Annotated in this window: 13 protein-coding genes; 6 read left to right on the forward strand and 7 right to left on the reverse strand. The window is 71.0% G+C overall.

What is annotated here, in order from left to right; genetic code table 11:
- The first annotated feature begins 106 nt into the window (after positions 1-106).
- Entirely contained in the window at positions 107-499 is a 393-nt protein-coding gene (locus ACFZCP_RS08910; RefSeq protein ID WP_391425394.1) for a helix-turn-helix domain-containing protein, read from the forward strand.
- A gap of 7 nt (positions 500-506) precedes the next feature.
- Here the strand turns inward: ACFZCP_RS08910 and ACFZCP_RS08915 are convergent, their stop codons facing one another.
- A complete protein-coding gene (locus ACFZCP_RS08915) occupies positions 507-1,712 on the reverse strand; it encodes an alpha/beta fold hydrolase (protein WP_391425396.1) in 1,206 nt (401 codons plus the stop codon).
- A 121-nt stretch (positions 1,713-1,833) separates the two neighbouring features.
- Here ACFZCP_RS08915 and ACFZCP_RS08920 point away from each other — a divergent pair, with 121 nt between their 5' ends.
- A complete protein-coding gene (locus ACFZCP_RS08920; RefSeq protein ID WP_362695747.1) occupies positions 1,834-2,316 on the forward strand; it encodes a VOC family protein in 483 nt (160 codons plus the stop codon).
- Between the two features lie 19 nt (positions 2,317-2,335).
- On the opposite strand, the gene ACFZCP_RS08925 is transcribed toward ACFZCP_RS08920, so the two are convergent.
- The 4 genes from ACFZCP_RS08925 to ACFZCP_RS08940 all read right to left on the reverse strand — a co-directional run bounded on the left by ACFZCP_RS08925 (position 2,336) and on the right by ACFZCP_RS08940 (position 6,812).
- On the reverse strand, positions 2,336-3,226 hold the full coding sequence (locus ACFZCP_RS08925) for a phosphotransferase (protein ID WP_391425398.1): 891 nt from the start codon (positions 3,224-3,226) through the stop codon (positions 2,336-2,338).
- Positions 3,227-3,356: 130 nt separating this feature from the next.
- Positions 3,357-4,235, reverse strand: a complete 879-nt coding sequence (locus tag ACFZCP_RS08930; RefSeq protein WP_362695751.1) for a geranyl diphosphate 2-C-methyltransferase — start codon at positions 4,233-4,235, stop codon at positions 3,357-3,359.
- A gap of 65 nt (positions 4,236-4,300) precedes the next feature.
- Entirely contained in the window at positions 4,301-5,353 is a 1,053-nt protein-coding gene (locus ACFZCP_RS08935) for a family 2 encapsulin nanocompartment cargo protein terpene cyclase (RefSeq protein WP_391425401.1), read from the reverse strand.
- A 16-nt stretch (positions 5,354-5,369) separates the two neighbouring features.
- Positions 5,370-6,812 (reverse strand): family 2B encapsulin nanocompartment shell protein, encoded by a 1,443-nt coding sequence (locus ACFZCP_RS08940; RefSeq protein WP_362695755.1) that lies wholly within the window; start codon positions 6,810-6,812, stop codon positions 5,370-5,372.
- A 308-nt stretch (positions 6,813-7,120) separates the two neighbouring features.
- Here ACFZCP_RS08940 and ACFZCP_RS08945 point away from each other — a divergent pair, with 308 nt between their 5' ends.
- Together ACFZCP_RS08945 and ACFZCP_RS08950 are read left to right on the forward strand one after the other, a co-directional pair.
- Positions 7,121-7,915, forward strand: a complete 795-nt coding sequence (locus ACFZCP_RS08945; protein WP_391425403.1) for a VOC family protein — start codon at positions 7,121-7,123, stop codon at positions 7,913-7,915.
- Positions 7,916-7,996: 81 nt separating this feature from the next.
- Positions 7,997-8,689: an RNase H family protein gene (locus ACFZCP_RS08950; protein WP_391425522.1), complete on the forward strand. Its 693-nt coding sequence runs from the start codon at positions 7,997-7,999 to the stop codon at positions 8,687-8,689.
- On the opposite strand, the gene ACFZCP_RS08955 is transcribed toward ACFZCP_RS08950, so the two are convergent.
- Both ACFZCP_RS08955 and ACFZCP_RS08960 read right to left on the reverse strand, forming a co-directional pair.
- Positions 8,690-9,511: a tyrosinase family protein gene (locus ACFZCP_RS08955; protein ID WP_391425405.1), complete on the reverse strand. Its 822-nt coding sequence runs from the start codon at positions 9,509-9,511 to the stop codon at positions 8,690-8,692. It abuts the gene before it with no gap.
- Between the two features lie 34 nt (positions 9,512-9,545).
- Positions 9,546-9,920 carry a tyrosinase family oxidase copper chaperone gene (locus ACFZCP_RS08960; RefSeq protein ID WP_391425406.1) on the reverse strand — a complete coding sequence of 125 codons (375 nt, stop codon included), beginning with the start codon at positions 9,918-9,920 and terminating at the stop codon, positions 9,546-9,548.
- A 350-nt stretch (positions 9,921-10,270) separates the two neighbouring features.
- On the opposite strand from ACFZCP_RS08960, the gene ACFZCP_RS08965 reads away from it, so the two are divergent.
- Complete coding sequence (locus ACFZCP_RS08965) at positions 10,271-11,482, forward strand: FAD-dependent monooxygenase (RefSeq protein WP_391425524.1); 1,212 nt, start codon at positions 10,271-10,273, stop codon at positions 11,480-11,482.
- 64 nt (positions 11,483-11,546) lie between these two features.
- Entirely contained in the window at positions 11,547-12,368 is an 822-nt protein-coding gene (locus ACFZCP_RS08970) for a lipase family protein (RefSeq protein WP_391425408.1), read from the forward strand.
- Positions 12,369-12,425 lie beyond the last annotated feature (57 nt).

Below are 12,425 nucleotides of genomic sequence, written 5' to 3' on the forward strand. Positions count from 1 at the left end.
TGGGCGCTTACCCGCGGTGACGCGACGCATGCGCCCCTCTGCCCCGGCTGGCGGGAAATCTGCGTTACCGGGACATGAGTACGAGGCCCCCGCCTAGGCTGCCGGGGTGAGCAATCAGGTGAGCGACGAAGCCCGTGTGATCCCGCTGCGCCCGCAACCCGCGCGGCCCGACGCCCCCGATCCCGCGCCCAGGGAGCCCCTGTGGCGGGATCTGGTCGGCGAGGTGCTGCGCAGGGAGCGGCTTGCGCAGGAACGCACGCTGCGGGACGTGGCCGACGCGGCCCGGATCTCACTGCCCTACCTGTCCGAGGTCGAGCGCGGCCGCAAGGAGGCCTCCTCGGAGGTTCTCGCGGCCGCCGCCCACGCCCTGGGTCTCGGCCTCGGCGACCTGCTGTCGCTCACGCAGAGCGAGTTGATCCGCCAAAGCGCTGCGGCTCGCCGTGCGGCCACGACGACCGGGCACCGCAGGCCGTACGGGGGGTTGTGCCTGGCAGCCTGAGGCGCTGTCAGCCGATCCCCTTCTCGCGCAACCCGCGGAAGAACGCCCGGACATCACCGACCAGGAGGTCCGGCTCCTCCATCGCGGCGAAGTGCCCGCCCCGGTCGAACTCCGTCCAGCGGACGATGTTGTCCGTGCGGTCCGCCCGGTGCCGCAGCGGGATCTGCAGCTCGGCCGGGAACACCGCCAGCGCGGTCGGTGCGGTGGACGGCTCGGACGGCGCGGCCGCGCGGCCCGTGGCGTGCGCGCGCTCGTAGTAGATCCGGGCCGACGAACCGGCCGTCCCGGTCAGCCAGTACAGCATCACGTTCGTCAGCAGCAGATCCCGGTCGACCGCCTCCTCGGGCAGCTCCGCGCTGTCCGTCCACTCCCGGAACTTCTCGACGATCCAGGCGAGCTGGCCGACGGGCGAGTCCGTGAGCGCGTACGCCAGGGTCTGCGGCCGGGTGGAGTGCAGCAGGGCGTACGCCGACGAGTCGCCGGACCACGCGGACCAGCGGCGCCACGAGGTGAGCGTGCGCTCCCGCTCCTCGGGCGCGAGTGCGGCCAGTTCCTCCTCGGTGGGCTCGGTGGTCGCCTGCGCACCCGGCAGCAGGTTGAGGTGAACGCCGATCACCCGGGCGGGATGGGCACGGCCCAGCTCGCGGGAGATCGCCGCGCCCCAGTCGCCGCCCTGCGCGCCGAACCGCTCGTAGCCGAGCCGTCCCATCAGCTCGGCCCACGCGTCGGCCACCCGGCCCGCCTCCCAGCCGGTGTCCGTCGTGGGTCCGGACAGCCCGAACCCGGGGATGCCGGGCACCACGACATGGAAGGCGTCGGCGGGATCCCCGCCGTGGGCCGCCGGGTCGGTGAGCGGCCCGACGACGTCCAGGAACTCCACGATCGAACCCGGCCATCCGTGCGTGACGATCAGCGGGGTGGCGTCCGGCTCCGGCGAGCGGACGTGCGCGAAGTGCACATGCGCCCCGTCGACGGTGGTCGTGAACTGCGGCCACTCGTTCAGCCGCGCCTCGGCCGCACGCCAGTCGTACGCGTGCCGCCAGTGCTGCACGAGCTCCCGCAGATACTCCGGCGCTACCCCGTACGCCCAGCCGGTGCCGGGCAGCCCGTCCGGCCAGCGCGTGCGGTCCAGGCGGTCGTACAGGTCGTCGAGGTCGCTCTGGGGGATCGACAGGCGGAAGGGCTGGATGTTCTCGTCGGGCGAAGAGGTCATGATCCGGATGCTAGTGCGAGAACGTCGTCACCCGGCAGGGCCGGATCCCGGCCCGGCCGATGAGTTCCGGTGCGAGGAACGGTCGTAGAAGTGACCGCGTTCCACGCCCCAGGAGGTGCCCATGTCCATGGACGGATTCACCACGTGTCTCTGGTTCGACGACCAGGCCGAGCAGGCCGCCGACTACTACGTCTCGATCTTCAAGAACTCCGGCGTCGGGCGGGTCGCCCGCTATCCCGAGGGTGCCCCGCGCCCCGCCGGGACGGTGCTGACCGTGGAGTTCACGGCCAACGGCCACCGCTTCGTCGCGCTCAACGGCGGCCCCGAGTTCACGTTCAACGAGGCGATCTCCTTCCAGATCTTCTGTGACGACCAGGAGGAGATCGACCACTACTGGACGAAGCTCACCGAGAACGGCGGCGAGCCCGGCCCCTGCGGCTGGCTCAAGGACAGGTACGGCGTCTCCTGGCAGGTCGTGCCCGGCCGCCTCGCCGATCTGATCGGCGACCCGGACCCGGAGAAGGCCTCGCGCACCACCCGGGCCATGCTGGGCATGGGCAAGCTCGACATCGCCGGCCTGGAGAAGGCGTACGCGGGCGAGTGACACACGGGGGAGAACACCATCATCCGGCCTCGGCGAGGATCTCCGCGATCACATGACGGGAGTTCTCGGCCAGCGCCGGGTTGGTGTGCCAGTAGTACGGCAGCTGGATCAGCGAGACCGACAGCGCCCAGCCCCGTCCGCGCGCCCACTCGGCCTCACCCGCGCCCACGGCCGTGCGGAAGGTGTCCCGGGCGGCCGCCGGCAGCAGGTTCCAGGCCACGATCAGGTCCACGGCAGGATCGCCGGTCCCGGCACAGCCGAAGTCGATGACGGCGCTGAGCCGTCCCCGGCCGACCAGAACGTTCCCGGGGGAGAGATCGCCGTGCAGCCAGGCCGGGGCCCCGTCGTGCTCCGGGGCGCGCAACGCCCGCTCCCACAGGGACGTCACCCGGTGCGTGTCGACCCGGCCGGCGAGCTGCTCCAGGGCCGCGCGGGTCGGCGCGTCCCGGGCCGCCAGGTGAACGCCCCGGTTCGCCGGCGGCCCGCCCTGCGGGTCGATCCGGCGCAGTGCGGCCACGCACGCCCCCAGCTCCCGGGCCAGCAGGTGCGGCTCCTCGACGGCGCCGGCCACCGGATTGCGCCCGTCCAGCCAGCGGTACACGGACCAGTGCCACGGGAAGTCCTCGTCCGGCTCGCCAAGGCCCACCGGTTGGGGCGTGGCCACCGGCAGGGACGCACCGAGGCGGGGCAGCCAGCGCTGCTCGTGCGCCACGTCCGCGACCGCACCGGGATGCCGGGGCAGCCGCACCACCAGGTCCGTCCCCAGGCGGAACATCGCGTTCTCCGTACCCGAGGTCGCAAGCCGCCGCACGGGCAGCGACGCCCAGGCGGGAAACCGCCGGGCGATCAGCCTGCCGACCAGCCGGGCATCGATGTCGACCTCGCCCGCACGCATCTTCAGAGCACACATCGGCGCCCATCCAACGCCCTGCCGCCCGCGCCGTCGAACGAAATACCAAGCGAAATACCAGGGGGCGGTGTCCAGGACACCGCCCCCTCTGCCGACTGCCGCCGGTCAGACCCGGTCGGCCCACGATCGGTCAGACCCGGTCGGCCACGATGAGCAGGTACTGGAAGCTGCCGTTGCGGTACGCGGACAGGAAGGTGTCCTCGATACCCGTGACCAGGTGGTCCGCCTCCCGGCGCAGTTCCCAGTACGGGATCGTCGCCTCCGTGAGGTCCTGGACGTGCACCGGCACCAGCCGGTTGTCGGCCATGGCGCGGAAGTACGCCGACCGCGGATGGATGTCGCAGATGTAGTGCGCGTTGATCTGCGACACCTCGCGGGAGGCCTGTCCGTAGGTGTCGTTGTAGCAGCCGGTGATCACCACGTACCGCCCGCCGCGGCGCAGCAGCCGGGCGTGCTCGGCGAAGAGCAGCTCCAGCTCGACGTACATGGTGGACTCGTTGTTCCACGAGGCCGCGTACGCACCGGAGGTGAGGCCGGTGTCGAGCATGTTGCGGTGGTGGTAGCGCACCTTGCCGTCGATGCCCCGGGCGCGGGCCTGCTCGTTGGCGAAGTCGGCCTGCTTCGCGGAGATGGTGACGCCGTCGGCGTGGCAGCCGTAGCGCAGATGCGCCGTGACGCTGCCGCCGCCGCGCCCGCAGCCGGCGTCGAAGACCCGGTCGGCGGGGGAGAGCGGCCCGAGGTGGGCGGCGAGCAGTTCGGCCTGCGCGTGCTCCAGCCGGTGCAGTTCGGTGGTGATGGCCTCCCGGCGCAGGTCCGCGTCGGGCTCGTCGAGCACCGACAGGTCGGCGGCGCCGATGCCGTAGTGATGGTGGTACAGATCGTCGATCTTCCCGAGTTCCAGGTTGACCGGGTTCTCCTCGGCGTTCCAGTAGTCCGCGACGCGGCTCTGGTAGATCGACTGAGCCGGTACCGGAGCAGGTGCGGTGCGGGCGACGGGGACGGTGGTCAAAGGTGGCTCCTCGTAGCGCGAATTACGGTCTTGACCCGGGGCGAGGCTCTGCGGAGCAGGGCGGTTCACCAGTAGTCGGGCAGGTGGTAGCGGTGGGTGTTGGTCGCGTGCCACTCGTGGTTTCCGGACACCCAGGAGGCGAGCCCCTGGGCGTAGCGCTCCACGAGCGGCGAGGTGGCGGACAGGACGGCCGACTCCTCCTCGAAGGCCTCCATGATCCGGTTGTGGATCTCGACGGACTCCAGATAGGCGGCCTTCAGCCCGCAGTGTTCGTTGGCGGCGACGACCTGCGGCAGGTTGAGGTGGGTCGGGTCGCTCGCCAGCTCCTTGGTGAAGGAGTACAGGTCGTTGACGATGGTGGTGGCGTTGCAGGCCAGCGCGGTGATCCGCTGGATCTCGGGACGGGCGTAGACCTGCTCGGGCAGTTCGTAGCCGTCGACCGCGTCGACGAGCGCCAGACACGGCCGGAAGTTGTTGAACTGCCGCATCACCAGGTACTCCCAGACCCGCGGCACATACCGGGTCTCGGCCCAGGCGGCCTCCGCCAGATAGCCCAGGTGGAGCCGGGCCATGTCGTGCACGAACCGTCCGGTCTGGCTGGGCGTCGCGAAGGCGGCGTAGTCGGTGAGGGCGAAGTGGTAGGAGCGCAGCGGGCCGTCGGCCCGCATGCCCTGCCGCCACTCCTCCTCCATCTCCGGGGTGCCGTGGTAGGGGTCGATGGCCGCCTGGGCCATGATCAGCCGGCCGCCGAGGCCCCGGCGCTCCCCGCCGCGGCCCTCGTCCTCCTCGCAGTAGCAGGAGTCGACGACGTTCTCGGCGAGCAGCAGCTTGCCGGCGGCGGTCAGCCGGTCCAGGTCGAGGGCGCCCGGGTGCTGCAGCGCGACGGCCCGGCCGAACTGGAAGCCGGAGAAGTCCCCCTGCCAGGCCCGCGGGAACAGGTCCAGTTCGCGGGCCCAGGTCTCCAGCCGGCGGTCGATCTCGGCGGCCTTGTCCGGGTCGGCGGGAGCGGCCGGGCGGTGGTGGAGCCCGGGGATCGCCCCGGTGCGCCGGTCCTTGCGCATGCTCCGGGCGATGTTCGGCGGCCCGGGCAGCCGATAGGAGTGGGTGGGTGTGGTCATGACGTGCTCCAGGCCGTCACTCGGCCGTCCGGCCGATCTGGACGTTCTCCAGGATGCCCGCCGCGTCGGGGACCAGGATGGCGAGTGAGTAGTAGGCCGTGACGAGGTAATTGATGATCGCGGCGCTGTCGATTCCCATGAAACGGACGTTCAGGCCCGGCTGGTACTCCTCCGGGATGCCGGTCTGGTAGAGGCCGACGACGCCCTGGTCGGCCTCGCCGGTGCGCAGCGCGATGATGCTGCTGGTGTGGTCGGCGCTGACCGGGATCTTGCCGCACGGGAAGATCGGCACCCCCCGCCAGGCGGGCACCTCGTGACCGTCGACGCTCGCGGTGCCGGGCACCAGGCCCCGCTTGTTGCACTGCCGGAAGAAGGCCGCGATCGCCTTCGGATGGGCCAGGAACACCTTCGTCTTGCGCCGCATCGACAGCAGTTCGTCCATGTCGTCCGGCGTCGGCGGCCCGGTGAAGGTGCTGATCCGCTGGCCGTAGTCGACGTTGTGCAGCAGCCCGAACTCCCGGTTGTTGACCAGCTCCCACTCCTGCCGCTCGCGGATCTCCTCCACGGTCAGACGGAGTTGCTGGGCGGTCTGGTCCATCGGGTCGTTGTAGAGATCGGCGACCCGGGTGTGCACCCGCAGCACGGTCTGGGTGAGCGACAACTCGTATTCGCGCGGCGCGAGTTCGTAGTCGACGAAGCCGCCCGGCAGGGTCGGCTCGCCCACATGACCGGCCTGTACGGGGACCTCGGCCTCGCCCTTGCGGTTCATCGGCTTGCGCTGCTGCTCGGCGTAGGCCCGCAGGTGCGCGGCGAGGGACGGCACCCGTTCGGTGAACTCCTCGACCACGCCCCAGGGCAGCGCCAGCACCACCCCCGCCGTCTCCGCCCGGACCGACGTGAGCCACAGTGGATCGGACTGGTCGACCGCCTCGTCGCCCATCTGGTCGCCGTCGGTGACGACTCCGACGACCTCCTCCTCGCCGTACTTGCCGACGGCGTACCGGGTGAACCGGCCGTGCACCACCAGGTACGCCTCCGTGACCGGCTGCCCGGCCTCGAAGAGCACCTGGCCCGGGCGCACCTCCCGGGGCTGGAAGCGGGTGGCCATCTCCCGCAGCACGTCCGTGTCGGGGTAGCCGCGCAGGATCGGCAGCTCGGTCAGCGTCTCGGGGATGACCCGGATGTCGTCGGCGCCGTTCTGCTCGAAGTGCACGCGTCCGCGACCGGTCCGCAGCTGCAGACGGCGGTTGACCCGGTAGGCGCCGCCCCTGACGTCCACCCATGGCAGGGACTTCAGCAGCCATCGCGAGGTGATGGCCTGCATCTGCGGTTCGGACTTGGTGGTGGTGGTGAGCTGGCGGGCCGCGCGGGTGCTCAGACTGGTGAGCTGACCGTCGGCCGGGGGCACGGGGTCGGGTTCGTCGACTGCGGAACCGGTGGCGATGTCCGGAGTGGACACATTCCCTCCTGCGGAGAGGCGGACACGGGTGGTGCGGATCGGTCGGTGGTGCGCGGGGTGCCGGTGCGCTCGGACCAGCCAAACAGGACACGTGATCCGCGGGTACAGCGTGAAAGGGGCGCTTTTGATCTCCGCGTGGTGCAAACCCGTTGGTGAGGGCGTTGTGCGCCGCAGCCGGTGATCTCACGCCGGTCTCCTGCCCCCTCGCCCGGGTTTGACGGCGTGCAGGCCGTTCGGCGCGCGGGCGGACCCCAACGTGACTAGCGTGATGTCGGGGGACAGCTCATCCGACCGGGAGGGTCCGGACCATGGCCGTGCAACCTGAAGGAACGCCCTGCTGGGCCGATGCGATGTTCAGCGACCTGGAGGGCGCCAAAAGCTTCTACGGCGACGTCCTCGGCTGGACCTTCGGCGAGTCGTCGTCGGAGTACGGCAACTACACGCAGGCCTATGCGAACGGCAGGGCCGTGGCCGCCGTCGTACCGCCCATGCCCGGCCAGGAGGGGCAGTCGCAGTGGTGCCTGTACTTCGCCTCGCCGGACGCCGCCGCGACCGCGGCGAAGATCCGGGACAACGGCGGCGAGGTGCTCATGGAGCCGATGCAGGTCGGCGAGTTCGGCACGATGTGCCTGGCCAGGGAGCCCAGCGGGGCCGTGTTCGGGGTCTGGCAGCCGGGTACCCACGAGGGCTTCGAGGCGACGGCGACGCCCGGCGCCTACTGCTGGGCCGAGGTCTTCACCCGCGAGCCCGGGAAGGCGGACACCTTCCTGACCGCCGTCTTCCCGTACCGGGCCAAGCAGATCGAGGACGACGCTGTCGACTTCCGGCTGTTCGACCTGGGCGAGGACGCCGTCCTCGGCCGGATGCGGATGACCGACGACTTCCCGCCGGAGGTGCCGTCGTACGTCAACCTGTACTTCACCGTGGACCACTGCGACGAAGCCGTGGCCCGGGCCGTCAAGCACGGCGCCGTGCTGCGCTTCGGGCCCATGAGCAGCCCCTTCGGACGGTTCGCGGCGCTCACCGACCCGCAGGGCGCGAACTTCTCGGTGATCGACATCACGACCACCGAGGGGGAGATGCCGACGGTCAAGGACGTCTGAGCAGCCCCTGACCGGAGATCCCCGGAGCGGCGATCAAGGATGCCCGAGCAGTCCCGGACCGTCGGGCCGCGCGGTCATGGCATGATCGACCGCATGCGTGAACGAGTGGTGGCCGCGTGCGACGGGGCTTCGAAGGGAAACCCCGGACCGGCCGGATGGGCATGGGTGGTCTCGGACGACGAGCGGACGCCCGCCCGCTGGGAGGCGGGCCCGCTCGGCCGGGCCACCAACAACGTCGCCGAACTGACGGCCCTGGAGCGGCTGCTGGCGGCCGTCGAGCCGGACGTGCCGCTGGAGATCCGGATGGACTCCCAGTACGCGATGAAGGCCGTCACCACCTGGCTGCCCGGCTGGAAGCGCAACGGCTGGAAGACGTCCGCCGGCAAGCCGGTCGCCAACCAGGACCTGGTGGTCCGCATCGACGAGCTGCTCGACGGCCGGTCCGTCGAGTTCCGCTACGTCCCCGCCCACCAGGTCGACGGTGACCCGCTCAACGACTTCGCCGACCGGGCCGCGAGCCAGGCCGCCTCCGTGCAGGAGGCGGCGGGCACCGCCCTCGGCTCCCCGGTGCCGCCGCCGTCGCCGGACACGCCGAAGGCCGCCGCCCCGCGTCGCAAGGCGCCCCGCAGCACCGGCGGCTCAGCGTCCTCGCGCACCATCAAGGCGAAGTTCCCCGGGCGCTGTCCGTGCGGCCGGTCCTACGCCGCCGGCGAGCCCATCGCCAAGAACGCCCAGGGCTGGGGCCACCCGGAATGCCGTACCGCCGAGGCCTGATCAGGCGTCGAAGGTGTAGAACTTCGTGTGGTCCAGCAGGTCCGCCGGACGCACGTCGTTCCAGGGCTTCATCGTCTCGTTCAGGTCCACCACGTCCGGCGTCCCGCCGGTCGGTACATAGCCCGCGTCCGGGTGCCGACGCTGCCACTCGGCCCACAGCTTGTCTATGTAGGCGTGGTGCAGCCAGAACACCGGGTCGTTGGGGGAGACGCCGGTGGCCATCTGCCCGCCGACCCACACATGGACCCGGTTGTGCAGATTGACTCCGCGCCACCCTTCCAGGTGGTTGCGGAAGCCGTCCGACGCGCTGTTGTACGGCGCCATGTCGTACGTGGACATCGCCAGCACCGACTCCACCTCCGCGGGCGTCGGCAGTTCGCGCACGCCGGTGCCGAGCGAGCGGCGCAGGAACGAACGGCCGTCGACCCGTATGTTCATCGCCCAGTTGCCGGAGGCCGCGGCGAAGGGGCCGTCCATCACGCGGCCGTCGGAGCTGCGCCCGGTGCCGCCGAGGAAGTCCGGTGCCCACAGCGAGGCGCGCACCGTGCGGTCGGTGCTCCAGTCCCAGTACGGCAGCGCGACCGAGGAGTCGACCGACTGCAGTGCCCGCTCGAAGTCGAGCAGGAATCTGCGGTGCCAGGGAAGGAAGGACGGTGAGCGGTGCCCGGTCCGCTCGCCCGTGTCCGTGTCGGACATGATGAAGGCGTTGTGGGTGCGGACGAACTCGTCGTAGCGTCCGTTGCGCTTGAGTTCGAGGACGGCGGCGACGAACCGCCGCTTCTCGTCGGCGGTCAGGGTGGCCTGGTTCTTGCGTACGGTCATGTGCGCGGTACTCCGGATGTCCTTGCGGGTGCGGTCAGTTGGCGGGGAACGGCAGCAAGGGCGCACCCTGCAGCTCGTCCACCGCGGCGCGGGCTGCGGCGCGCGGTGTGGGCACCGGGTCGTAGTGGCTGACGACGCTGATCCAGCTGCCGTCGGCGTTCTGCATGACGTGCAGTTCCACCCCGTCGACGAACACGGAGTAGCCGCCGCCGTGTCCGTGGTGGTGACCACCCATGCCCGAAGGACGGCCCTGTATCCGCCGGCCCTTGTAGACCTCGTCGAAGGAATCCGGGGCGCCGTGCTGGTGCTCGGTGGCGGCCTCGGCGGGGGCGACGAGTGCGACGGCCGAGGCCGTGGCGGCGAGGGCGGCCGCCGCGGTGAGCGCGCGGCGCCGGGTGAGTTCGGGCATACGTGTCCTCCTGGGAGAGGTGTTCGAGTGGTGACACCGCATACCTACCGGGCCGCGTCCGAGAGGAAGAAATCGCCCGTAACCGCTTGGTCCTGATCCGGACAATTGGCCAAATGTCGTACGGACTTGAACAAGAATGATCTTGCTCTGACGCGGGCTCGGCTGTTGCGGAACGGGAAATTCCTTGCCGGGGAGCCCTGGATTCCGGTGGACTTTCGCGACCGGGGCCCACGCGAGTGGCGCCGGTCACGGCACCAGACTGGCGCGATCGGGAAGTCCGGCAGGTCCCTTCGGTGCTGCTACTCTGCGCAGTCGATCGACTACTTCGAGCGATGATCGGCAGTGTGCGCATGAAGATCGTCTGCGTCGGAGGCGGGCCCGCGGGCCTGTACCTCGCCGTCCTGCTCAAGCGGCAGGACCCCTCCCACGACATCACCGTCCACGAACGCAACCCCGAAGGCTCCACCTACGGCTGGGGCGTGACGTACTGGCGCGGACTGCTCGACAAGCTCCACGCCCACGACCCCCCGTCCGCGTGCGCGATCGAGGACGGCTCGGTGTGCTGGGACCAGGGCGTGGCCCACGTGCGCGACCTGGTGACCCGTCAGCCGGGCGACCGGGGGCACGGCATCGGCCGTCATCACCTGCTCGCGATCCTCGCCGAGCGCGCCCGCTCCCTCGGTGTACGCCTGGAGTTCGAGAGCGGGATCACGGTCGGCGATCAGCCGCAGGCCGACCTCGTCGTCGCGGCCGACGGCGTCCACAGCGCCCTGCGCACCCGCCACGCCGCCGACTTCGGCACACGGCGCACCGAGGGCCGCAACCCCTACGTCTGGCTCGGCACCACCAAGGTCTTCGACGCCTTCACCTTCGCCTTCGTCGAGACCGCGCACGGCTGGATCTGGTGCTACGGCTACGGCTACAGCGGCGAGCACAGCACCTGTGTCATGGAGTGCTCCCCGCAGACCTTCTCCGGACTCGGACTGGACCGCGCGGACGAGGGCGAGGGGCTCGCGCTGCTGGAGAAGCTCTTCGCCCGGATCCTCGACGGCCACCCCCTCATCGGTCCCTCCGGGGCCGCGGGCGCCGCGTCCTGGCGGACCTTTTGCACCCTGACCAACCGCACCTGGCACCGGGGCAACCTCGTCCTGCTCGGCGACGCCGCGCACACGACCCACTACTCCATCGGCGCGGGCACCACCCTCGCCCTGGAGGACGCCATGTGCCTCGCCACCGCCCTGCGCACGCGCGCCACCCTGCCCGAGGCCCTCGCCGCCTACGAGCAGCGCCGCAGGTCCGAGCTGCTGTCCGCGCAGAGCGCGGCCCGCCACAGTGCCCAGTGGTACGAGAACCTGCCCCGCTACATCCACCTCCCCCCGCACCGCATGTTCGCCCTGCTCGGCCAGCGCCACTCGCCCCTGCTGCCGTACGTCCCGCCCCAGCTCTACTACGGCCTCGACAGGGCCCTCGGGCAGCTGGAGGTCCTGCGCCGGCTCAAGCGACGGTTCGGCCCCCCGGTGGCCCGAGCCCTGCAGGCCCGCTCCACGGCCCACCGGGACTAGCCCGATTCTCCCCGCCCGCCTTCCCGTCCCCGACAGCTCTCCCGCACCGAAGGAGTCCCTCCTCATGGCCGTACCCGTCTCGTTCGACCACGCCTCGACCGGCTACAGCCTCCAGCGCGCCTACTGGCTCGCCCGGGCGGCCGACCTGGCCTACAAGGCCCCGGCCGCCATCGAGGAGCAGGCCGCCCAGTGGGGCTTCGGCCGGGTCAGGCACCATCACACCCGTTTCACCCCGCCCTTCCCGCTCCAGGACACCCAGGCGTACACGATGGCCGGTGACCGGATGATCGTCACGGCGTTCCGCGGCACGGAGCCCGCCCGGATCAGGGACTGGCTTTCCGACGCCACCACCCCGCCGTCGCCCGGCCCCGGCGGGAACGGCTACGTCCACCACGGATTCGCCGAGGCTCTCCGATCGGTCTACCCGGACGTCCACGACACCCTCGCGGAGCTGCGCGGCAACGGCCAGACCCTCTACTTCACCGGACACAGCCTGGGCGGGGCCCTCGCGATGCTGGCCGGCGCCCGTCTCTACCTGGAGGAGCCGCACCTGGCCGCCGACGGGGTCTACACCTACGGCCAGCCCCGTACCTGCGACCGGCTGCTGGCAGAGGCGTTCGACAAGGGCTTCGGTGGGCGCATGTACCGCTTCGTCAACAACAACGACGTCGTCCCCCAGCTCCCGCCGGAGCCCGTCTTCACCCACGTCAGGGCGCTGCGCTACATCGACTCGCACGGCAGGGTGCACGAGACGATGCCGATGCTGACCGCGCTGGGCGACCGGGCCAAGGGGCTGACCGCCGACCCGTTCGCCCCCGCCTCCGACGGCGTCCGTGACCACTTCATGCACAACTACCTGACCGCCCTGGAGAAGAACCTCGCCTGAGCCGCCGGCCGCGGGCCCGGCGCCGGGCAGGGAAACATTGGTGAATACGCATTCACC

The organism is Streptomyces sp. NPDC007971 (assembly GCF_042958635.1).
Lineage (GTDB): Bacteria > Actinomycetota > Actinomycetes > Streptomycetales > Streptomycetaceae > Streptomyces.

Bases quoted from the DNA above. Each gene is read 5' to 3' on its own strand.
- ACFZCP_RS08915 (WP_391425396.1), bottom strand. From the start codon at position 1,712: ATGACCTCTTCGCCCGACGAGAACATCCAGCCCTTCCGCCTGTCGATC.
- ACFZCP_RS08920 (WP_362695747.1), top strand. From the start codon at position 1,834: ATGTCCATGGACGGATTCACCACGTGTCTCTGGTTCGACGACCAGGCC.
- ACFZCP_RS08925 (WP_391425398.1), bottom strand. From the start codon at position 3,226: ATGTGTGCTCTGAAGATGCGTGCGGGCGAGGTCGACATCGATGCCCGG.
- ACFZCP_RS08935 (WP_391425401.1), bottom strand. From the start codon at position 5,353: ATGACCACACCCACCCACTCCTATCGGCTGCCCGGGCCGCCGAACATC.
- ACFZCP_RS08945 (WP_391425403.1), top strand. From the start codon at position 7,121: ATGGCCGTGCAACCTGAAGGAACGCCCTGCTGGGCCGATGCGATGTTC.
- ACFZCP_RS08950 (WP_391425522.1), top strand. From the start codon at position 7,997: ATGATCGACCGCATGCGTGAACGAGTGGTGGCCGCGTGCGACGGGGCT.
- ACFZCP_RS08955 (WP_391425405.1), bottom strand. From the start codon at position 9,511: ATGACCGTACGCAAGAACCAGGCCACCCTGACCGCCGACGAGAAGCGG.
- ACFZCP_RS08960 (WP_391425406.1), bottom strand. From the start codon at position 9,920: ATGCCCGAACTCACCCGGCGCCGCGCGCTCACCGCGGCGGCCGCCCTC.
- ACFZCP_RS08965 (WP_391425524.1), top strand. From the start codon at position 10,271: ATGAAGATCGTCTGCGTCGGAGGCGGGCCCGCGGGCCTGTACCTCGCC.
- ACFZCP_RS08970 (WP_391425408.1), top strand. From the start codon at position 11,547: ATGGCCGTACCCGTCTCGTTCGACCACGCCTCGACCGGCTACAGCCTC.